The 18,251-nt window shown below is 74.6% G+C and carries 18 protein-coding genes; 7 read left to right on the plus strand and 11 right to left on the minus strand.

Annotated features, from left to right (window positions below; translation table 11 throughout):
• Positions 1-41: 41 nt before the first annotated feature.
• Together ACVJO7_RS20640 and ACVJO7_RS20645 are read right to left on the minus strand one after the other, a co-directional pair.
• Positions 42-806, minus strand: a complete 765-nt coding sequence (locus tag ACVJO7_RS20640; RefSeq protein ID WP_344017888.1) for an SDR family NAD(P)-dependent oxidoreductase — start codon at positions 804-806, stop codon at positions 42-44.
• A gap of 3 nt (positions 807-809) precedes the next feature.
• Entirely contained in the window at positions 810-1,919 is a 1,110-nt protein-coding gene (locus ACVJO7_RS20645) for an LLM class flavin-dependent oxidoreductase (protein WP_344017889.1), read from the minus strand.
• Between the two features lie 300 nt (positions 1,920-2,219).
• Here ACVJO7_RS20645 and ACVJO7_RS20650 point away from each other — a divergent pair, with 300 nt between their 5' ends.
• Genes ACVJO7_RS20650 through ACVJO7_RS20665 form a run of 4 tightly spaced genes read left to right on the plus strand, consistent with a single transcriptional unit; the run spans position 2,220 to position 6,120 of the window.
• Positions 2,220-3,362 carry a thiolase family protein gene (locus ACVJO7_RS20650; RefSeq protein WP_491674241.1) on the plus strand — a complete coding sequence of 381 codons (1,143 nt, stop codon included), beginning with the start codon at positions 2,220-2,222 and terminating at the stop codon, positions 3,360-3,362.
• Positions 3,359-4,609, plus strand: coding sequence for a cytochrome P450 (locus ACVJO7_RS20655; RefSeq protein ID WP_491674242.1), 1,251 nt, complete (start codon positions 3,359-3,361; stop codon positions 4,607-4,609). The genes ACVJO7_RS20650 and ACVJO7_RS20655 overlap by 4 nt, the downstream gene beginning before the upstream one ends.
• Positions 4,606-5,394: an SDR family NAD(P)-dependent oxidoreductase gene (locus tag ACVJO7_RS20660; RefSeq protein WP_344017894.1), complete on the plus strand. Its 789-nt coding sequence runs from the start codon at positions 4,606-4,608 to the stop codon at positions 5,392-5,394. The genes ACVJO7_RS20655 and ACVJO7_RS20660 overlap by 4 nt, the downstream gene beginning before the upstream one ends.
• 54 nt (positions 5,395-5,448) lie before the next feature.
• Complete coding sequence (locus tag ACVJO7_RS20665) at positions 5,449-6,120, plus strand: TetR/AcrR family transcriptional regulator (protein ID WP_344017895.1); 672 nt, start codon at positions 5,449-5,451, stop codon at positions 6,118-6,120.
• Between the two features lie 13 nt (positions 6,121-6,133).
• Here the strand turns inward: ACVJO7_RS20665 and ACVJO7_RS20670 are convergent, their stop codons facing one another.
• Complete coding sequence (locus ACVJO7_RS20670) at positions 6,134-7,447, minus strand: aspartate aminotransferase family protein (protein ID WP_491674243.1); 1,314 nt, start codon at positions 7,445-7,447, stop codon at positions 6,134-6,136.
• Positions 7,448-7,539: 92 nt separating this feature from the next.
• Here ACVJO7_RS20670 and ACVJO7_RS20675 point away from each other — a divergent pair, with 92 nt between their 5' ends.
• A complete protein-coding gene (locus ACVJO7_RS20675) occupies positions 7,540-8,460 on the plus strand; it encodes a LysR family transcriptional regulator (RefSeq protein WP_491674244.1) in 921 nt (306 codons plus the stop codon).
• 4 nt (positions 8,461-8,464) lie between these two features.
• Here ACVJO7_RS20675 and ACVJO7_RS20680 read toward each other — a convergent pair whose 3' ends face one another.
• The 5 genes from ACVJO7_RS20680 to solA form a co-directional block, all read right to left on the minus strand.
• The gene (locus ACVJO7_RS20680) at positions 8,465-9,631 is read right to left on the minus strand and encodes a GDSL-type esterase/lipase family protein (protein WP_491674245.1); all 1,167 of its coding nucleotides are present in this window, start codon (positions 9,629-9,631) and stop codon (positions 8,465-8,467) included.
• Positions 9,632-9,761: 130 nt separating this feature from the next.
• Positions 9,762-10,190: a PPOX class F420-dependent oxidoreductase gene (locus ACVJO7_RS20685; RefSeq protein ID WP_491674246.1), complete on the minus strand. Its 429-nt coding sequence runs from the start codon at positions 10,188-10,190 to the stop codon at positions 9,762-9,764.
• Positions 10,187-10,693 (minus strand): MarR family winged helix-turn-helix transcriptional regulator, encoded by a 507-nt coding sequence (locus ACVJO7_RS20690; protein ID WP_491674247.1) that lies wholly within the window; start codon positions 10,691-10,693, stop codon positions 10,187-10,189. The genes ACVJO7_RS20685 and ACVJO7_RS20690 overlap by 4 nt, the downstream gene beginning before the upstream one ends.
• 57 nt (positions 10,694-10,750) lie before the next feature.
• Positions 10,751-11,980, minus strand: a complete 1,230-nt coding sequence (locus tag ACVJO7_RS20695) for an aromatic ring-hydroxylating oxygenase subunit alpha (RefSeq protein WP_491674248.1) — start codon at positions 11,978-11,980, stop codon at positions 10,751-10,753.
• Positions 11,973-13,166, minus strand: coding sequence for an N-methyl-L-tryptophan oxidase (gene solA, locus ACVJO7_RS20700; RefSeq protein ID WP_491674249.1), 1,194 nt, complete (start codon positions 13,164-13,166; stop codon positions 11,973-11,975). The genes ACVJO7_RS20695 and solA overlap by 8 nt, the downstream gene beginning before the upstream one ends.
• A gap of 115 nt (positions 13,167-13,281) precedes the next feature.
• On the opposite strand from solA, the gene ACVJO7_RS20705 reads away from it, so the two are divergent.
• Positions 13,282-14,175 (plus strand): LysR substrate-binding domain-containing protein, encoded by an 894-nt coding sequence (locus ACVJO7_RS20705; RefSeq protein ID WP_344017903.1) that lies wholly within the window; start codon positions 13,282-13,284, stop codon positions 14,173-14,175.
• Between the two features lie 23 nt (positions 14,176-14,198).
• Here ACVJO7_RS20705 and ACVJO7_RS20710 read toward each other — a convergent pair whose 3' ends face one another.
• On the minus strand, positions 14,199-15,104 hold the full coding sequence (locus tag ACVJO7_RS20710; protein WP_491674250.1) for an enoyl-CoA hydratase-related protein: 906 nt from the start codon (positions 15,102-15,104) through the stop codon (positions 14,199-14,201).
• A gap of 56 nt (positions 15,105-15,160) precedes the next feature.
• Between ACVJO7_RS20710 and ACVJO7_RS20715 the strand changes: the two genes are divergently transcribed.
• Positions 15,161-15,775: a TetR/AcrR family transcriptional regulator gene (locus ACVJO7_RS20715; RefSeq protein WP_344017905.1), complete on the plus strand. Its 615-nt coding sequence runs from the start codon at positions 15,161-15,163 to the stop codon at positions 15,773-15,775.
• Positions 15,776-15,783: 8 nt separating this feature from the next.
• Here ACVJO7_RS20715 and ACVJO7_RS20720 read toward each other — a convergent pair whose 3' ends face one another.
• Positions 15,784-17,070: an acyl-CoA dehydrogenase family protein gene (locus ACVJO7_RS20720; protein ID WP_491674251.1), complete on the minus strand. Its 1,287-nt coding sequence runs from the start codon at positions 17,068-17,070 to the stop codon at positions 15,784-15,786.
• A gap of 14 nt (positions 17,071-17,084) precedes the next feature.
• A complete protein-coding gene (locus ACVJO7_RS20725; protein WP_491674252.1) occupies positions 17,085-18,149 on the minus strand; it encodes a phosphotransferase family protein in 1,065 nt (354 codons plus the stop codon).
• Between the last annotated feature and the right edge of the window lie 102 nt (positions 18,150-18,251).

Here is an 18,251-nt window from a genome sequence, read left to right on the forward strand (position 1 = left end):
CGGCCGGGCGGGCTCGGCGGTCCCGCCCCGCCGGGGAGCCGTCAGCCCGCGCTGCCCTTGGTGTTCCAGCCGCCGTCCACCGGGAGGATCTCGCCGGTGCAGAAGCTCGCGTCGTCGGACAGCAGGAACGCCGCCGCCGCCGCGATGTCGGCGGGCGTGCCCAGCCGCGGGATCAGGTGCGCCGCGGTGAAGTTCTTCCGCATGTCGTCGGTGATGCCGGCCAGGATCGGGGTGTCGATCGTACCGGGGCAGATGCAGTTCACCCGGATCCCGCGCGGGCTGTACTCCATCGCGACCTGCTGGGTGAGGCTGACGACGCCGCCCTTGGCCGCGGAGTACGCGGCCAGGTTCTCCAGGCCCTTGAGCGCTGCCATCGACGCGATGTTCACGATCGACCCGCCGCCGCCGTCGAGCATCCGCGGGATGACCGCCTGCATGCCGAGCCAGACGCCCTTCAGGTCGGTGTCGACGACGTGGTTCCAGCCGGCCTCGGTCAGCTCGACGACGTTGTCCGGGCCGAGCGTGTTCGTCACCCCGGCGACGTTGCCGAGCACGTCCACCCCGCCGAAGCCGCCGACCGCCTCGTCGACCAGGCGCTTCCAGTCGCCGGGCCGGCGCACGTCCATCACCACGTGCGCGGCCCGCCCGCCGTCGGCGACGATCCGCCGGGCGGTCGAGTCGTCGTCCTGCAGGTCGCCGATGACGACCGCGGCGCCCTCGGCCGCCAGCCGCAGGGCGATGCCCTGCCCGATGCCCTGCACGCCGCCGGTGACGACGGCGATCCGGCCCTCGAACCGCGCGACCACGGCTCAGTCCCGCCCGAGCGCGACGTTCGCGAGCCGGTTGCGGCGCGCCATGTTCTCCCGCGGGGTGAACTGCGGCATGACGTAGCGGGCGAACAGCTCCAGCGAGCGGTTCCACTTGTCGGTGGTGACCCAGTCGCGGGCGTTGATCAGGAAGGTGCCGAAGCCGCCGGTGCCCTCCTCAAGCTCGCGCAGCTGGCGGACGCAGTCCTCCGGGCTGCCGATGATCCAGGGGATCTCCTCGGCCATCCACTCGAAGGTGAGGTCGGCGTCGTCCATCCCCTCGCCCTTCTTCATCAGCGCGCCGAGGCCGAGCCCGAGCAGGTACTCGTAGGAGCGCTTGACGCCCTCGCGGATCTCGTTCATCGCCTGGTTGCGGCTGTCGGAGACGTAGACCTCGCGGCTGACCCGCCAGTTCCGGCGGGCGACCGCCGGATCGAGTCCGGCCGCCTCGGCCGCGCCGACCAGGGCCTTGCCGTGCGCGAGCAGGTCGGGGGCGCCCTCGTAGCCGCGGTTGTCGATCGGCGAGAAGTAGACCGACAGCGCCTTCCAGCCCTTGGCGCCGCAGCGGGCGTAGTTGTGCGTGCCGGTCAGGCCGGCCACCGCGAACGGCGGCACCTCCTGGTACGGGCCGACCTGCAGCTGGCGGTTCTCGTACTTCCAGTAGACGCCCTCGTAGTCGACCGGGTCGTCGGAGGTGAGCAGCAGCTCGATGATCTCCAGCGCCTCGTTGGTGCGCGGGGCTGCCTCGGACCGCTCCAGGCCGAACAGCGCCTGGTCGGTGGGCAGCCCGCCACCGCCGAAGCCGTAGTCGAGCCGGCCGTGCGTGAGGTGGTCGAGGAAGGCGAGGCGCTCGGCGACCTGGAACGGGTCCTGGTAGGGCAGGTTCACCACCCCGGTGCCGAGCCGGATCCGGCTGGTGACCGCGGACGCCTTCGCGATCATGTACTCGGGGACCGGCACGTTCTCGAAGCCGCCGGTGTGGTGCTCGCCGATCCAGTACTCGGAGAAGCCGAGCTTCTCGGCCAGCACGATGTCGTCGATGTCGCGGTCGTAGGACAGCGTCCAGTTCTCGATCGGGGGGTGCTCGGGCATGGCGAACAGGCCGAACTGCATCGGTCGGATCCTCCTGGCTCGTGGGGTGGGAGCAGAACCACCCGCACGTCCAGATGTTGGCAAACCGCGGGTAGTTATCGCTGTCGGCGTACAGTGACCTGGTTCACCGCCGCTGTCAAGATACGAGGTCGAACGCCCCGCTTCGCGATCCGCAGAGAGTCGACCTGTGGTTGATTAACTACCACGTGTTTGTTTACATCCTGGGGCGAGACCCAGCCCAGCGACGCTCCGGAGGCCCCGTGCCCGCCCCACCGCTCCCCCAGCCCGCACCGGCGGCCACCCGTGCCCGGTGGTGACGCCGTGACCGGCCGGGTCGCCGTGCTCGGCGTCGGCACCTCGCACTTCGGCCGTCAGCCCGGGCACGATCTCGTCGCACTCGCGTACGCCGCCGTCACCGAGGCGCTCGCCGACGCCGGCTCCACCCGGCCCGACCCGCCGATCGACGCCGTCTGGGCGGGCACCGTGTTCGGCCCGCCGGGGGTGACCCAGCGGGTGCTGCGCGCCTGCGGGATCACCGGCATCCCGGTGATCACCGTGGAGAACGCCTGCGCAAGCGGGACCACCGCGTTCGTCGAGGCGCACGAGGCGGTGCGGACCGGCCGGTACGGCCGGGTCCTCGCGCTCGGCCTGGAGCACATGAGCAGCGCGTTCTCCGGGGCGATCACCCCCGAGCCGACCGATCCCGAGCAGCGCAGCGGGCTCGCCCTGCCCGCGCTCTACGCGATGGGCGCCGGCCGCTACCTGCACGAGGGCCTGGTCACCGCGGAGCAGCTGGCCGCGGTGTCGGTGAAGAACCACGCGCACGCCCTGCACAACCCGCGCGCCCAGTACTCCGGCCGCTACACCGTCGCCGAGGTGCTCGGATCGCGGATGATCGCCGATCCGCTCACCGTGCTGCAGTGCTGCCCCACCTCGGACGGGGCGGCCGCCGCCGTGCTCGGCCCGGCCGGCCCGGAGCCGGCGGTCACCGTCCGGGGGGTCGCGCTGCGCAGCGGGGCCCCCTGGGACGACCGGTCGCCGCACGTGTGGGGACACGACATCGTCCGGGACACCGCCGCCGACGCGCTCGGCGCGGCCGGTCTGGACTCGGTGCACGATCTCGACGTCGTCGAGGTGCACGACGCGTTCACCATCGGCGAGGTCGTCACCACCGAGGCGCTCGGCATCGCCGCACCCGGCGAGGGCGGCCGGCTGGCCGCCGAGGGCGGCACCGCCCTCGGCGGGTCGCTGCCGGTGAACCCGTCCGGCGGGCTGCTCTCCCGGGGGCACCCGCTGGGCGCGACCGGGCTGGCCCAGGTCGCCGAGATCGTGTGGCAGCTGCGCGGCCGGGCGAACGGCCGCCAGGTCGACGGCGCCCGCCTCGGCCTCGTCGAGACGATGGGCGGCGGGGTGTCCGTGCTGGACGGGAACGCCTGCGCCGTCGCCGTTCTGGAGGCACCGTGACCCCGACCGCCACCGACGTCGCCGACGCCGATCTGCTCTCCCCCGAGGCGGTCGCCGATCCGTACCCGCTGCTCGCCGCGATGCGCGAGCACGACCCGGTGCACTGGAGCGAGCGCTTCCGGTCGTGGTTCGTCACCCGCTTCGACGACGTCAGCACCGCGCTGCGCGATCCCCGGTTCTCCTCCGACCGGATCACCCCCTACCGGCGGGCGAAGCTGGAGGGCCCGGACGCCGATCCGGCGCTGCGGGCCGCGTTCGGCGTGCTGGGCGAGTGGATGGTGTTCAAGGACCCGCCCGACCACACCCGGCTGCGCAGGCTGCTCAGCCGCAGCTTCACCCCGCGCGCGGTCGGCCGGATCGCCCCGCGGATCACCGAGCTGGTCGACGAGCTGCTCGACGCGGCGCCGCCCGGCCGGATCGACGTGGTCCGTGACCTCGCCTACCCGCTCACCGCGTCGGTGATCGCCGAGATGCTCGGGGTCCCGCGGGGCGACCAGGAACGCTTCAAGGAGTGGTCGGACCGGATCACCGGCCTGGTGTTCGGCGGCCTCTCCGACAGCGACCGGCACCGCAGCGGCGCCGAGGGCATGGGCGAGCTCACCGGGTACCTGACCGAGCTGGTCGCCCGCCGCGAGCGCGAGCCGGCCGACGACCTGCTGTCCGGGCTGATCACCGCGCGGGACGAGCAGGACGCGCTGACCCACGACGAGGTGATCGCGACCGGCGTGCTGCTGCTGTTCGCCGGGCACGAGACCACCACCAACCTGATCGGCTGCGGGGTGCGGGCGATGCTCGCCCATCCCGGCCAGGCGGCCCGGATGGCCGCCGACCCGGCGCTGGTGAACGGGGCCGTCGAGGAGATGCTGCGGTTCGACGGCCCGGCCAAGACGGTCGTGCGGCTGATGGCCGACGACGTCGAGCTGCGCGGCCGGGTGCTGCGCCGCGGGCAGCGGGTCTTCCTCAGCCCGTCGGCGGCGAACCGGGACCCGGCGGCGTTCGACGACCCGGACACCTTCGACATCACCCGGCGGCAGGGCCGCCAGCTCGGCTTCGGGGTCGGGATGCACTACTGCCTGGGCGCCCCGCTGGCCCGGCTGGAGACGGCGATCGCGGTGCCGCGGATCCTGGAGCGGCTGCCGGGCGCTGTCCCGGCGGGCGAGCCGCACTGGGCGCCGGTGCTGCTCTCCCGCGGCATGGAACGCTTCCCGCTGCTGGCCGGCGGGGCCGGCGGGGCCGGGGCCGGATGAGCGCGCCGGCCGGTGATCCGGGCGCCCGGTTCCGGCTGGACGGGCGCACCGCCGTCGTCACCGGGGCCTCGGCCGGGCTCGGGGCGCACTTCGCGGTGCTGCTGGCCCGGGCCGGAGCCGATCTCGTGCTCGGCGCCCGCCGGGTCGCCGAGCTGGAGGCGGTCGCCGACGCGGTGCGCGGTCTCGGACGGCGCTGCGTCGCCGTGCGGACCGACATCGCCCGGGTCGAGGACTGCCGGGCGCTGGTCGCGGCCGCCGTCGAGCTGGGCGGGCCCGACGTGCTGGTGAACAACGCGGGCACCGGTTACGCCGCCCGCGCCGAGGACGACGACCCGGAGCGCGCCGCCCGGCTGCTGGAGACCAACCTGCTCGGCACGCTGCGGATGTGCCAGGCGGCCGGCCGGGCGATGATCGACGCCGGGCGCGGCGGCTCCATCGTCAACATCTCCTCGGCGCTCGGGCTGAGCACCGGCACGGTGCCGCAGGCCGCGTACTCGGCGTCCAAGGCCGGCCTGCTCGGGCTGACCCGCGATCTCGCCCAGCAGTGGTCCGGACGGCACCGAATCCGGGTGAACACCCTCGCACCCGGGTACGTATCAACCGACCTGACGGCGCCGCTGCTGCACGATGAGGGCGCGCATGCCCGCGCGCTCACCCGGATCCGGATGGGCCGGATCGGCGAGCCGGACGAGCTGGACGGGCCGCTGCTGCTGCTCGCGTCCGACGCCGGCTCGTACATCACCGGGAGCACCCTGTGCGTCGACGGCGGCTGGGCCATGCACTGACCGTGCACCGGGCAGCGGCGCCACACCGGGCGTGGAGGAGAACGGAGGGAACCGATGCCCCGCAAGAACCGGTGGGCCGATCTCGTCGCCGCGGCGGGCGAGGAGTTCCGCGAGCACGGCTACGACAACGCCACCCTCGAGGGCATCGGCGCGCGGGTGGGCATCCTGAAGGGCAGCGTCTACAACTACGTCGGGAGCAAGGAGGAGCTGCTGCTCGCCGTCGTCGAGGGGCCGGCCCGCGCCCTGCTCGACGAGCTGGAGCTGCTGAGCCGGGACCACACGAGCAGCGTCGCGGTGCGGCTGCGCGAGCTGATCCGGATCCAGGTCCGGGTGTTCGCCGACCACTACCCGGCCGCGTTCGTCTACCTGCAGCACGTCGGCCGGGCCCGGACGCCCGCCTTCGCCTTCTTCGACGACATGGACCGGCGCTACACCGCGGCCGTCGAGACGCTGCTCGCCGAGGGCGCCCGCACCGGCGAGCTGTCGCTGCCGGCCAGCCCGCGGATCGCCACCCGCGCCGTCGTCGGCATGCTCGACTGGATGCAGCACTGGTTCACCCCGCGCGGCGCCGACGCCGACCGGGAGCTGGCCGACCAGCTGTTCGCGATGGTGCTGGGCGGGTTGCTGGCCGGGGGCGGGGTGCGCGGGCTGTCCGGTGCGCTGCCGTCCACCTCGACCGGCCCGGCCGCGGCGCCGGCACCGGCCCGGCGGCCGCGCGGGGGCTGACCGCCCGGTCGGGTCAGCGGGTGACGTCGGTGAGCGCGGTGTCCAGGATCTCCAGGCCGCGCCCGATCTCGGCCTCGGTGGCGGTGAGCGGCGGCGCGATCCGGAACGTGCCGCCCATCCCGGGCAGCTGAACGATGTTCATGTGCAGGCCCAGCTCGGCGCAGCGGCGGGTGACGGCGGCCCCGAGCGCGTCGGCGCTCTGCGCGCCGGTCCCCTGCGCGCCGGTCCCCTGCGCGTCGGTCCCGTGCGGCCCGACCAGCTCCAGCCCGACCAGCAGGCCGCGGCCGCGGACGTCGCCGATCACCGGATGCCGGTCGGCCAGCTCGCGCAACCCGCCCTGCAGCTGCGCGCCCAGCTCGCGGGCCCGCTCGTCGAGCCGGTCCCGGACCAGCACGTCGAGCACGGTGTTGCCGACCGCGGCCGGCAGCGGGTCGTTGACGTGCGTGGTGAGGAACAGGAAGCCGCGGTCGTGCGCCTCCTGCTCGATCTCGGCGCTGGTCAGCACGGCGGCCAGCGGCAGTCCCGCGCCGAGCGTCTTGGACAGCGTCAGGATGTCCGGGACGACGCCGTCGCGCTCGTGCGCGTACCAGTCGCCGGTCCGGCACAGGCCGGTCTGGGCCTCGTCGAGGATCAGCAGCATCCCCCGCTCCCGGCACTTGTCGCGCAGCCCCGCCAGGTAGCCGGGCGGGAGATCGACCACGCCGCCGGAGCTGAGGATCGGCTCGACGAGGCAGGCCGCGAGGCTGCCCGACGACTGGGCGTCGATCAGGTCGAAGCCGAGATCGAGCTGGCGGCGCCAGTCCAGGTTCCCGTCGGCGTCGACGATCGAGGGCCGGAACCGGTCCGGCACCGGCAGCGCGAAGTTGCCCGGCGCGGCGGGCCCGTAGCCGGACCGGCCCGCGACGTAGGTGGCGCCCGCGGCGCCCTGGGTCATGCCGTGCCAGGACCGGGCGAACGAGACGATCTCGTGCTTCCCGGTGACCAGCTTCGCCATCCGCAGCGCCGCCTCGTTCGACTCGGCGCCGGTCGTCAGCAGCATCGCCCGGTCCAGCGGATCGGCGAGGGTCCCGGCGAGCCGCCGGGCGAGATCGAGCACCGGCCGGGACAGCATCCCGCTGTAGAGGTGGTCGAGCCGGCCGACCTGGTCGCGGATCGCCTCGACGATCGCCGGGTGCGAGTGGCCGAGGATCGCGCTCATCTGCCCGGAGGTGAAGTCGAGCAGCTCGCGGCCGTCCTCGGTGAAGATCGACGTGCCCTTCGCGCGGTCGACGATGCCGTGCGTGAAACCGCCGGCGTAACGGATGAGATGGCTGGTGGCGTCCGGCATGCGGTCGAGGCTAGGAACCACCGGCGTGCACGTCCATCACACGATTCCGACGCTGCTGTTCGGTTCCGGCGCACAGGCGGCACACTGCCGGGATGCTGAACCCCTGGCGGCTGCGGATGCTCGCGCTGCTCGACAGCCTGGGCACCGTCCGCGCGGTCGCCGAGACGCTGCACCTGAGCCCGTCGACGGTGTCCCAGCAGCTCGCCGTGCTGGAGACCGAGACCCGCAGCACGCTGCTGGAGCGGTCCGGGCGCCGGGTCCGGCTGACCCGGACCGGGATCGCGCTGGCCCGGCGCGGCCGGGAGATCCTGGACCGGATGGCCGAGGCCGAGGCGGAGCTGCGCGCGCTGAACGACGAGCCGATCGGCACCGTGCGGCTCGGCGTGTTCCAGAGCGCGATCCATCCGCTCGCCGTCCCGGCCGCCGCCCGGCTCACCGGGTCGCATCCGCACCTGCACGTCGAGCTGGTCGAGGCCGAGCCGCACGAGAGCGGGCCGGCGCTGCGCACCGGCGAGCTGGACGTCGTCGTCACCACCACCGACTTCGTCGAGTTCCCGTGGAGCCCGGACCTGGAGATCGTGCCGCTCGGGGTGGACCCGGTCGTGCTGGTGCTGCCGGCCGGCCACTCGCTGGCCCGGCGCCGGGTGGTCGATCTCGCCGCCTGCGCCGGCGAGCTGTGGGCCTGCGACCGGCCGGGCTCCTACATGGACGAGCTGACCCGGCGGCTGTGCCGGGAGTCCGGCTTCGAGCCGCAGGTGGCCTGCCGGTTCGGCAACTACCTGCTGACCCTGCAGCACGTCGAGGCGGGCCGCTCGGTGGCCCTGCTGCCGGCGCTCGCGGTGACGGCGGGCCACGGCGTCGTCACCCGGGAGCTGACCACGCCGGTGCAGCGCAACGTGGCGATCGTGCGCCGCCGCGGGACCGCGCTGCGGGCGGCGGTGGACGCGGTCGTCGAGGCGCTGCTCGACCATCCCGACATCCCGGCGCTGGCCGCCCCCGGGCCGCACCGCTGAGCGGTCAGGCCGGCGATCGCACCGCGCGCAGCCGCGCGGCGAACCGTTCGCCCATCTGCAGGTGGGTGGCGGCGTCCGGGTGCAGGTCGTCGGGCAGCGGGTGCGCGACGGCGTCGTCCGGGCCGTAGAGCGACAGCCCGTCGACGTGGTGCAGGTCCGGGTCGTCGGCGCTGCGCTCGGCGACGATCCGGGCCAGCTGTTCGCGCACCACGCGCAGGGTGAGCTTCCCGGCGGCGACCTCGGCCGGGTCGCCGGTCGCGACGAACCGCAGCTCGCCGCGGGCGAGCGCGGCCGGGTCGAACGCACCCGGCCCCGGCGTGTCCTCGTGGATCGGGCAGTGCACCGGCGAGACCACGACCAGCGGGGTGTCCGGGTGCCCGTCCCGGATCGTGTCGAGGAACCCGTGCACGGCGGGGCCGAACGCGCGCAGCCGCATCAGGTCGGCGTTCACCAGGTTGATCCCGATCTTGATGCTGATCAGGTCGGCCGGGGTGTCCCGGATCGTGCGGGCGATGAACGGGTCCAGCAGCGCGCTGCCGCCGAAGCCCAGATTGACCAGGTCGAGACCGGCCGCGGTGGCGGCGACCGCGGGCCAGGTGCCCAGCGGGTGCTCGGCGCCCGAACCGTGGCTGATCGAGCTGCCGTGGTGCAGCCACCGCGGGCGCCGGCCCGGGGCGGGATCCAGCGCGGCGTCGACCCGCAGCCCGGCGATCTCGACGGTCTCGTTGTGCGGCAGCCAGATCTCCACCAGCTTGCGGCCGGCGGGGAGATCGTCGAACACGATCGTCGCGGGCTCGGCGGTGCTGGTCTCCCGGGTGCCGGTGGCGGGATCGACGGTGACCGTGGTGGCGGTGTCCGGGATCGACCGGGCGACCGGGCGGCCGTCGACGACCAGCTCGAACACCCCGGGCGGCCGCGCGGGCAGCCCGCGGAACCCGAACCGGGTCGTGAGCACCGTCAGCTCGACGCTGCGCGCCCCGGTCTCCGCGACCAGCCGGACGCCCGACGGCTGCGCCTCGGCCATCGCCAGCTGCGGATCGCCGCCCCGGGCCAGCGCCGCCGCCGGCAGCCGGTGCGGCCGGATCCCGACCGGGGTCCGCTCCAGCTCCAGCGCGCCGTGCACCAGCTCCGAGGTGACGGGGGTGCCGACCGGTCGCGCGGTACCGCGCATGCTCCTACCTCCCACGGGACGGCGCCCCCGTCCGGGTGCGCTCGGCTCCGAGCACACACCGTGCCGCAGCGGCACGGTCAACCGGACCGGCGGGTGCTCCGGATCACCGGCCGGAGCGGCCCCCGGGAGGTCAGCCGGAGAGGTCGGTGCCCACGACCCGCCGCGGCCGCAGGGTGACGATCGAGCGGGTCTCCCCGGGCCGGTCGTTGGCCCGGAAATCCTGCCCGTACTTCGCGCCGGCGCGGGCGCAGAAGGCGAAGTCCGGGTCCGGGGCGAACTCCACGTCGGCCCGCACCTCCAGGGTCCGCCCCGGGTTCTGCGGGTCGACGACGAACAGCGTGGCGTGCGGGTCGCGGCGCATGTTGCGGGTCTTCTGCCGGGTGTCGTTGAGCGAGATCTTGATCAGGTCGTCGTCCTCGTCGTGCAGGAACGCGACCGCGGTGACCTGCGGGCATCCGCTCGCACCGTTGGTCGCCAGGGTGGCGAACGGGGCGGCGAGCAGATCGCGGAAGCCGTCGGGGACGGTGCGGCCGTCGTTCGCGGTGCCGGTCGTGGTCATGGTTCCTCCGGTGCGGTTCGGGCGGTGTGCGTGGGGTTCGGCTCCGGCCGGACGGCCCGGCCGACCGCGTCGGCGATCCGGGTCAGCTGCCGGACCTGGGCCGGGGTGAGCCGGTCGAGGACCAGCCCGCGGACGTGCTCGACGTGACCGGGCGCGCTGCGCTCGACGACGGCGCGGCCCTGCGCGGTCAGCACGGCGAGGGTGTAGCGGCCGTCCGACGGGTCGGGTGTGCGGGTGAGCCAGCCGCGCTGCTCGAACCGGTCGAGCACCTTGGACACCCGGGGCAGCGCACCGTTCGCGAGCACGGCGAGATCGCTGATCCGGGCCCGGTCCCCCGGGCTCATCGACAGCTGGGCGAGCAGCGCGTACTCGAAGTGCGCGAGCCCCGCGTCCCGGCGCAGCTGCGCGTCGAGCGCGGGCGGGAGCCACATGATGACCCCGAGCAGGGCCCGCCACGCCTGCATCTCCTCGGCGGAGAGCCAGCGCGGCGGTTCCTCGGTCACCACCGGCACACTACGCCCGCAATGACTTGCCGTGGCAAGTGATCGACAGGAGTGTGATCAGCGGAACGCGCGCTCGTACCAGGCCAGGAACGCCTCGACCGAGGACTCGACGACCGGGGACAGCGGCCCCGGCCGGTAGCCGCGGGAGGCGATCCCGGCATACGCCTGCTCGCACAGCGCCCAGTCCTGCTCGGAGGTGGCGCGCCAGACCGCGGTGAGGGCGTCCACGTCGACGGCACCGGCGTCGGCGCGCACCAGGAAGCACAGCTCGACGTCGGTCGTGCCGGCGTCGACCGGGGTGAGCCGGGTGGTCACCGCGTAGTCGCTGTTGGCGTGCGCCCACATGTCGGGCAGCCCGACCACGCGCAGGCTGCCGGCGTCGGCCTCGCCGAGCCGGCCGAGGAACGGCGCCACCGGGCGGCCGTCCAGCGACTCGGTGACGAACCCGTCGCGCAGCGGCAGCCGGGCGACCCTGTACCAGGCGCCGTCCGGGAAGCTGACCTCCGCCGAGGGGAGCCCGCGCCGGGCCCAGCGGGCGTGCGCCCGCGCGCGGGCGGCGTCGTAGCGCGGGTTGGTGCGGAGGTCGCCGTTCACCCCGAGATCGAAGTTCGACAGCGTGAACTCGGGATGGCTGCCCGCGCAGTGGTAGCACTCCCGGTTGTTCTCCACCAGCGTCTTCCAGTTGGCGGCGACCCGGTAGTGCAGCCGGGTCTCGATCCGGGCGTCGGCGAGCCGGTGCGGTGCGAGCTGCGGGCCCAGCGCGGCGGCGAACCCGGAGATGTCCGGCGGCTCGTCGGCCGGGCAGACGAACACCAGCCCCTCGATCTCGGCGACGGCGACCGGCGCGAGCCGGTGCCCGGCGACCCCGAAGCCCTCCCCCATCAGCCGGGCCGAGCGCAGCGAGCCGTCGGTGCGGTAGACCCACTGGTGGTACGGGCAGACGAAGGCGCGCACGCAGCCGCGGTCGGCGGTGGTGAGCCGGGACCCGCGGTGCGCGCAGACGTCGTGGTGGGCGTGCAGGGCGCCGTCGTCGCCGCGGACCACGATCACCCGGTCCCGGCCGACGTCGCGGGTGAGGTAGTCGCCGGGGCCGGCCAGCTCGCAGGTGTGCCCGGCGAACAGCCAGCCGCCGGCCCAGACCCGCTCCAGGTCGGCGTCGAACACGTCCCGGTCGGTGTAGGCGGCCTGCGGCAGCGACCAGCCGGGCCGCCGGAGCAGGACGGTGGTGACCGTGGCGGACCGAGCCGTGCCGGACCGGGCTGGGCCGGAGAGCGCTGTGTCAGACATGGAACGACCTCGGGAAGGCGGGATCGGTGAGCGCCGGGCGGTCGGGCGCGAACGCCCCGACCGGGTAGCCGGTGCGGCCGGAGAGTGCGAGCTCGGCCAGGATCCGGCCGAGCAGCGAGGCGAACTTGAACGCGTGCCCGGCGCCGACCGCGACGCTGACCCGCGGCGCGCCCGGCACCGGACCGAGGACCAGATGCTGGTCCGGCGGGATCGTGTAGAGGCAGGTCTTCGTGTACAGCTCGGGCCCCAGCATGCCGGGCACGTGCTCGACGAGGAACTCCTCCTGCCGCTTGCGGCGCAACGGGTCCGGTTCAAAGGTCCGGGAGTCGGCGGTGACCTCGGGGCCGCCCATGTGCTGGCCGAGCTTGGTGGCGACCTCGCCGTACACGCCGAAGCCGTAGTAGTTCTCGGCGCCGTGCCACATGAACACCGGGAACCGCCCGGGTGCGAAGTCGAGCAGGTTCGGGGTGGCGTAGTAGGTGACCTGCTCCTGGGTGACGGTCAGCGGGAGGGCCGGGACCAGGCCGTCGAGCACCTCGTTGGTGCGCGCGTCGGCGGCGACGACGACGTGCTCGGCCCGGTAGATCTCGTCGTCGGTGACGACCTCGACGTACCGGCCCGCGTCGTGCAGCGCCCGGACCGGGCTGTTCTCCCGGACCTGCGCGCCGTACCCGCGGGCCAGCGCGATGTGCGTGGCGTTCGCCCGGCGGGCGTCGAGGATGCCGGACCGCCGCTGGTACAGCGCCCGCTCGGTGCCGTGCAGCCGGAACTGGGGCCAGCGCGCGGTGAGCGCGTCCGCGTCGAGCAGCTCGACGTCGACGCCGTGCCGGGCGGCGACCGCGGCGTAGCCGTCGATGTCGCGTCCGGCGGTGTCGAGCCCGCGGCGGGACTGCACGTCCTCGATCACCAGCCCGCCGGTCTCGGTCACCAGGGTCTGGCCGGACAGGCTCTCGATCTGCCGCCAGGTGCGGTAGGCGTGCGGGGCGAGCGCGGCGTAGACGTCCTGGTGCTGGGCGAGCCGGATGATCCGGCTGTGGTCCTGGCTCGCGCCGTGGTCGTGGCCGAGGGTGTGCCGCTCCAGACCGAGCACGCGGGAGTACGGCGCGGCGGCGCGGGCGAGCCAGAACAGCGCGGCGGAGCCGATGCCGCCGCACCCGACGACGACGAAGGGATGGTCGGTGTTCACTGTGGATCTCCCGGGGGTAGGTGCGCCCCCACCCTGACCCGGCCGGCGCCGCCGTGGGGCCGATCCGCGATCGGGCGTCCCGATGCTGGGATAAGGAGAGCCTTATGATTCGACGATGGACGTCGAGCTGCGTCAGCTGCGGGTGTTCCTGACGGTCGCCGCGGAGCTGCACTTCAGCCGGGCCGCGGCCCGGCTGCACGTCAGCCAGCCCGCGCTGAGCCAGCAGATCCGGACCCTGGAGCGGGCCGTCGGGGCGACCCTGTTCGACCGCACCAGCCGGGCGACCGAGCTGACCCCGGCCGGGCGGGTGCTGCTCGACGCCGCACCGCGGGTGCTGTTCGAGGCCGAGCGCGCCGGGGTGCGGGTCCGGCAGGCCGCGGAGGGCGCCAGCGGGCTGCTCGTCGTCGGCTCGGTCGGGACCGCACTCGCCTCGATCGCACCGCGGATCCTGCGGACGGTCCGCGGCCGGTTCCCGGACCTGCGGATGGAGGTGTCCCAGCACGACACCGCCGCCCAGATGGTGATGCTCGCCGAGGAGCGGCTCGACGTCGGGCTGGTCCGCTCGGCGGCGCCGACGAACGCGGTGGTCGTCGAGGAGCTGGTCACCGAACCGCTGCTGGTCGTGCTGCCCGGCGACCATCCGCTGGCCCGGCACGACACGGTGGACGCCGGTGCGCTCGCCGACGAGCCGTTCGTGCTGTGGCCGCGGCCGCTGGGCGCCGAGTTCTTCGACATCATCACCGGCTACTGCCGCGACCACGGGTTCACCCCGCGGATCGTCGCCGAGGGCGCCGACATCGAGACCCAGCTCAGCCTGGTCGCGGCCGGGATCGGGGTGTCGCTGCAGCCGTCGTACTACGCCAACCTGCGGCCGCCGGGCGTCGCCTTCCGGCCGCTGTCCGGCGAGGTGCCCTCGGTCGCGCTGCAGGTGGCGTGGCGCCGGCGCAACCGCTCCCCCGCGGTCGGCCACTTCGTCGGCGCGGCCCGGGAGTGCGCGGGCACGGGATGACCCGGCCCGGCCTGCGGCGCCGCTCAGGTCGTCCCGTCCGGCCGCTCCGGCCAGCCCGGGACGACGCCGAGCCGGTCGGCGACACGGTCCGGGAACTGCGGCGGCCGTTTCTCCAGGAACGAGGAGACGCCCTCCCGGGCGTCCGCCCCGCGGCCGAGCTCGAGGATCGCGGCGGAGTCCAGCCGGTGCGCCTCCCACGGCGACGACGCCCCCAGCATCGACCACAGCAGCCTGCGGCTGAGCGCGACCGACACCGCGGAGGTGTTGTGCGCGATCTCGTCGGCGAGCGCCCGCGCGGTGCCGATCAGCTCGTCGTCCGGCACGACCCGCGAGACGAGACCGCCGGCGAGCGCCTCGGCGGCGTCGAACACCCGGCCGGTGGCGACCCACTCCATCGCCTGCGAGATGCCGACCACCCGGGGCAGGAACCAGCTCGACGCCGCCTCCGGCACCAGGCCGCGGCGGGCGAACACGAACCCGAAGCGCGCCGACGCGGCCGCGATCCGGACGTCGGCGGGCAGCATCATCGTCGCGCCGATGCCGACCGCCGGGCCGTTGACGGCCACGACCACCGGTTTCACCGACGCCGCGATCCGCAGCGAGACGACACCGCCCGCGTCCCGCGGGGCGCCGCCGACGGTGCCCAGGTCGCCGCGCTCGGCGGCCCGGGCCGCGTCGTCGGCGTCGAAGGAGCGCTCCCCGCGGCCCAGGTCGGCGCCCGCGCAGAAGCCGCGCCCGGCGCCGGTCAGGATCACCACCCGGACCGACTCGTCGGCGTCGGTGGCGTCGAACGCGGCGACCAGCTCGCGGGCCATCGTGCCGGTGAAGGCGTTGAGCCGGTCCGGGCGGTGCAGGGTGATCGTGGCCGTGCCGGAGCCGGAGCCGGTACCGGTCGGGAGGTCCAGCCGGATCTCGCTGTGGTCGCTCATCGCACCGTCCGCACGCCGCCGGACCGCGCACCCGCCCGATGGGCCATGCTGACCCGATGAGCACCGCCGAGGAGATCCACCCGGGTGCGCCCCGGCGCGGCGGCGGCCGGGAGGCGATCACGGCGGCCGCCCGGGAGAGCTTCGCCGAACGCGGGTACCACGGCACCTCGATCCGGGACATCGCCCGGCGGGCCGGGCTGTCGCTGTCCGCGCTCTACTACTGGCACCCCAGCAAGCAGCACCTGCTGGCCGCGCTGATGGAGGAGATCACCCACGACTACTTCGGGCGGTGCGACCGCGCGCTGCGCGGGATCGGCGACGATCCGGCGGAGCGGCTGAGCGCGCTGGTCCGGGTCACCGTGGAGTACCGGGTGAGCCGGCGGGTGGAGAGCAACATCGCCGCCCTGGAGTGGCGCAACCTGGAACCCGCGAACCGGGAGCGGCTGGCCGGGCTGCGCCGCGCCGCGACCCGGCTGTGGGCGGACATCATCGACGACGGCGTCGCCCGCGGGGTGTTCGGCTGCCCGCACCCGGACGACGCCCGGCGGGCCGTCGTCGCCGCGTGCAACGCGATCGTGCAGTGGTACGAGCCGGGCGGCGGCATCACGCCGGCCGAGCTGGCGGAGCGCTACACCGGCATCGCGCTGCGGATCGTCGACCACCGCGGCTGAGCGGCCGCTCACGAGCCGACCGACATCGTGTCGAGCAGCTCGGCGAACTTCGCCCGGGCGGCCTCGCGCCGGGTCGGCACGTGCTCGGTGGGGACCTCGCGGGGCGGGTAGTCGCGCAGCACCCGCCGGGCGACCGTCACCTTGTGCACCTCGTCCGGGCCGTCGTAGATCCGGGCCGCCCTGGCGTGCCGGTACATCGACTCCAGCGGCAGGTCGGTGGTGTAGCCGAGCGAGCCGTGCGCCTGCACCGCCCGGTCGATCACGTTGTACAGCACGCCCGCGCCGTAGAACTTGATCATCGCGATGTCGGTCAGCGCGGCCGCCGTGCCGCCCCGGTCCATCTTCCAGGCCGCCTGCAGCGTCATCAGCCGGGCCGCGGTCATCTCGGCGGCCGAGGTGGCGATCCAGTCCTGCACCATCTGCTTCTCGGCGAGCACCGAGCCGTGCGCGTACCGGGAGACGGCCCGCTCGCAGAGCATGTCGAAGGCCCGCTGGGACTGGCCCAGCCAGCGCATGCAGTGGTGGATGCGGCCGGGCCCGAGCCGCTTCTGGGCGAGCAGGAAGCCGTCGCCCTCCGCCCCGATCAGGTTCTCGGCGGGCACCCACACGTCCCGGTAGTGGATCTCGGCGTGCCCACCGGGGCGTCCGAAGTGCTCGTGCGGGTCGCCCATCGTCGGCACGTCCCGCAGGATCTGCACGCCCGGCGCGTCGGCGGGCACGACGAAGATCGACGCCCGGCGGCGCGGCGGCGCGTCCGGATCGGTGACGGCCATCAGGACGAGGATGTCGGCGACCGACCCGTTCGAGGTGAACCACTTGTGGCCGTTCACCCGGTAGCCGTCGCCGTCCCGCTCGGCCCGGGTGGTGAGCAGCGTCGGATCGGCCCCGGCGCCGGGCTCGGTCATCGAGAACGCGCTGCGCAACGTGCCGTCGAGCAGCGGCTCCAGCCAGCGCCGCTTCTGCTCGGCGTTCGCGCCGACGGCGAGCAGCTCGGCGTTGCCCGAGTCGGGGGCGTTGTTGCCGAACACGGCGGGCGCGTACACGCAGCGGCCGAGGATCTCGTGCATCAGGCCGAGCCGGACCTGCCCGAAGCCACCGCCACCCAGCTCGGGCGGCAGGTGTGCGGCCCAGAGCCCACGCGCCCGCACCTCCGCCTTGAGCGGCGCCGTCAGCCGGTCCAGCTCGGCGGGTTCCAGGTCGAGCGTCTCCAGCGGGATGATCTCGTCGCGGACGAACCCGCGCATCCACTCCAGCTTCTCCTCGAACTCCGGTTCGGTCGAGAAATCCCAGGCCATCGCCGTTCCCCTCGTCAGATTCCCGCGTCCCGCAGGGCGGACCGGGCGGACCGGCCCAGCTGCGTCACGTGCTCGGCGCGCGCCCGCGCCTCGATCAGGTGGCCGTCGTCGGCCATGTGGCCCGCCAGGTAGCGGGCCTGCACGCCAGCGCTGATGCAGGCAGCCCGCCAGCGGGCGAACGCCGTCCAGTACGGCAGGTCCGCGACGTCGCGGCCGGACCGGTCGGCGTAGCGGCGGACGAGCTCGGCGCGCCGCGGGAAGCCGGGCGCGGTGCTCGGGCCGGACGTGGTGGGCACCAGGCCCTCGCCCGGGTCCGGCCAGCCCGAGGTCAGCCAGGCGAGATCGGCCATCGGGTCCCCGGTGGTGGCCAGCTCCCAGTCCAGTACGGCGCGCAGCGTGCCGTCCGGGCCGAACACCGCGTTGCCCGGCCGGTAGTCGCCGTGCACGATCCCGGCGCGCTGCGGCGGGACGTGTGCGAGCAGCAGGTCGTGCACCTCGTCGAGCAGCGCGAGATCGGCGGCGAGCTGGGGCAGCCGGTCCGCCGAGGCGTGCAGCTGGGCGTGCCAGCGCCGCAGCTGGCGCTGCAGGTAGCCGGTGCGGCGGACCAGGTCGCCGAGCCCGGTCCGGGCCGGGTCGAGCGCGTGCAGCTCGACCAGCACGTCGACGGTCTGCTCGCCGGCCCGGGCGCAGGCGGCGGGGCCGAGCGTGGCGCCGGCGCCGGCGCCGGCGAGCACCACGCCCTCGACGAACTCCATGACGTAGAACTCCGCACCGGTGACGTCCGGATCGGCGCAGAAGGCGACCGGCCGCGGGACCGGCACCGGGGTCGGGGCCAGCGCGGTCAGGAACCGCCACTCGCGCGCCATGTCGTGCGCGGTGGACAGCACCCCGCCGGTGGGCGGGCGGCGTAGCGCGTACCCGGTGCCAGCGGCGTCGGCGACCCGGAAGGTCAGGTTGGAGCGGCCGCCGGCGACCAGCTCGAACCGGACCGGACCGACCAGCCCGTCGACGGTGCCGGTGAGCCAGCGGGCGACCCGCTCCGGATCGAGCCCGGCCACCCGGTCGGGTTCGCTGCCCATCACCCGTCCTCACGTCAGCGCTGAACGATCGTTAAGGCAGCATGGCACCCGGGCGGTGGACGGGGAAAGGGTGCGGCGACCCGGGAGCCGGTGTCACCGACC

The organism is Pseudonocardia sp. DxW, assembly GCF_058448985.1.

What these genes read in the sequence shown, in the direction of transcription:
- ACVJO7_RS20685 (WP_491674246.1), bottom strand. Translation starts at nt 10,190, where the DNA reads ATGACCACGACCGGCACCGCGAACGACGGCCGCACCGTCCCCGACGGC.
- ACVJO7_RS20675 (WP_491674244.1), top strand. Translation starts at nt 7,540, where the DNA reads ATGCTGAACCCCTGGCGGCTGCGGATGCTCGCGCTGCTCGACAGCCTG.
- ACVJO7_RS20725 (WP_491674252.1), bottom strand. Translation starts at nt 18,149, where the DNA reads ATGGGCAGCGAACCCGACCGGGTGGCCGGGCTCGATCCGGAGCGGGTC.
- ACVJO7_RS20695 (WP_491674248.1), bottom strand. Translation starts at nt 11,980, where the DNA reads ATGTCTGACACAGCGCTCTCCGGCCCAGCCCGGTCCGGCACGGCTCGG.
- ACVJO7_RS20680 (WP_491674245.1), bottom strand. Translation starts at nt 9,631, where the DNA reads ATGCGCGGTACCGCGCGACCGGTCGGCACCCCCGTCACCTCGGAGCTG.
- ACVJO7_RS20670 (WP_491674243.1), bottom strand. Translation starts at nt 7,447, where the DNA reads ATGCCGGACGCCACCAGCCATCTCATCCGTTACGCCGGCGGTTTCACG.
- ACVJO7_RS20645 (WP_344017889.1), bottom strand. Translation starts at nt 1,919, where the DNA reads ATGCAGTTCGGCCTGTTCGCCATGCCCGAGCACCCCCCGATCGAGAAC.
- ACVJO7_RS20660 (WP_344017894.1), top strand. Translation starts at nt 4,606, where the DNA reads ATGAGCGCGCCGGCCGGTGATCCGGGCGCCCGGTTCCGGCTGGACGGG.
- ACVJO7_RS20715 (WP_344017905.1), top strand. Translation starts at nt 15,161, where the DNA reads ATGAGCACCGCCGAGGAGATCCACCCGGGTGCGCCCCGGCGCGGCGGC.
- ACVJO7_RS20705 (WP_344017903.1), top strand. Translation starts at nt 13,282, where the DNA reads ATGGACGTCGAGCTGCGTCAGCTGCGGGTGTTCCTGACGGTCGCCGCG.
- ACVJO7_RS20720 (WP_491674251.1), bottom strand. Translation starts at nt 17,070, where the DNA reads ATGGCCTGGGATTTCTCGACCGAACCGGAGTTCGAGGAGAAGCTGGAG.
- ACVJO7_RS20710 (WP_491674250.1), bottom strand. Translation starts at nt 15,104, where the DNA reads ATGAGCGACCACAGCGAGATCCGGCTGGACCTCCCGACCGGTACCGGC.
- ACVJO7_RS20665 (WP_344017895.1), top strand. Translation starts at nt 5,449, where the DNA reads ATGCCCCGCAAGAACCGGTGGGCCGATCTCGTCGCCGCGGCGGGCGAG.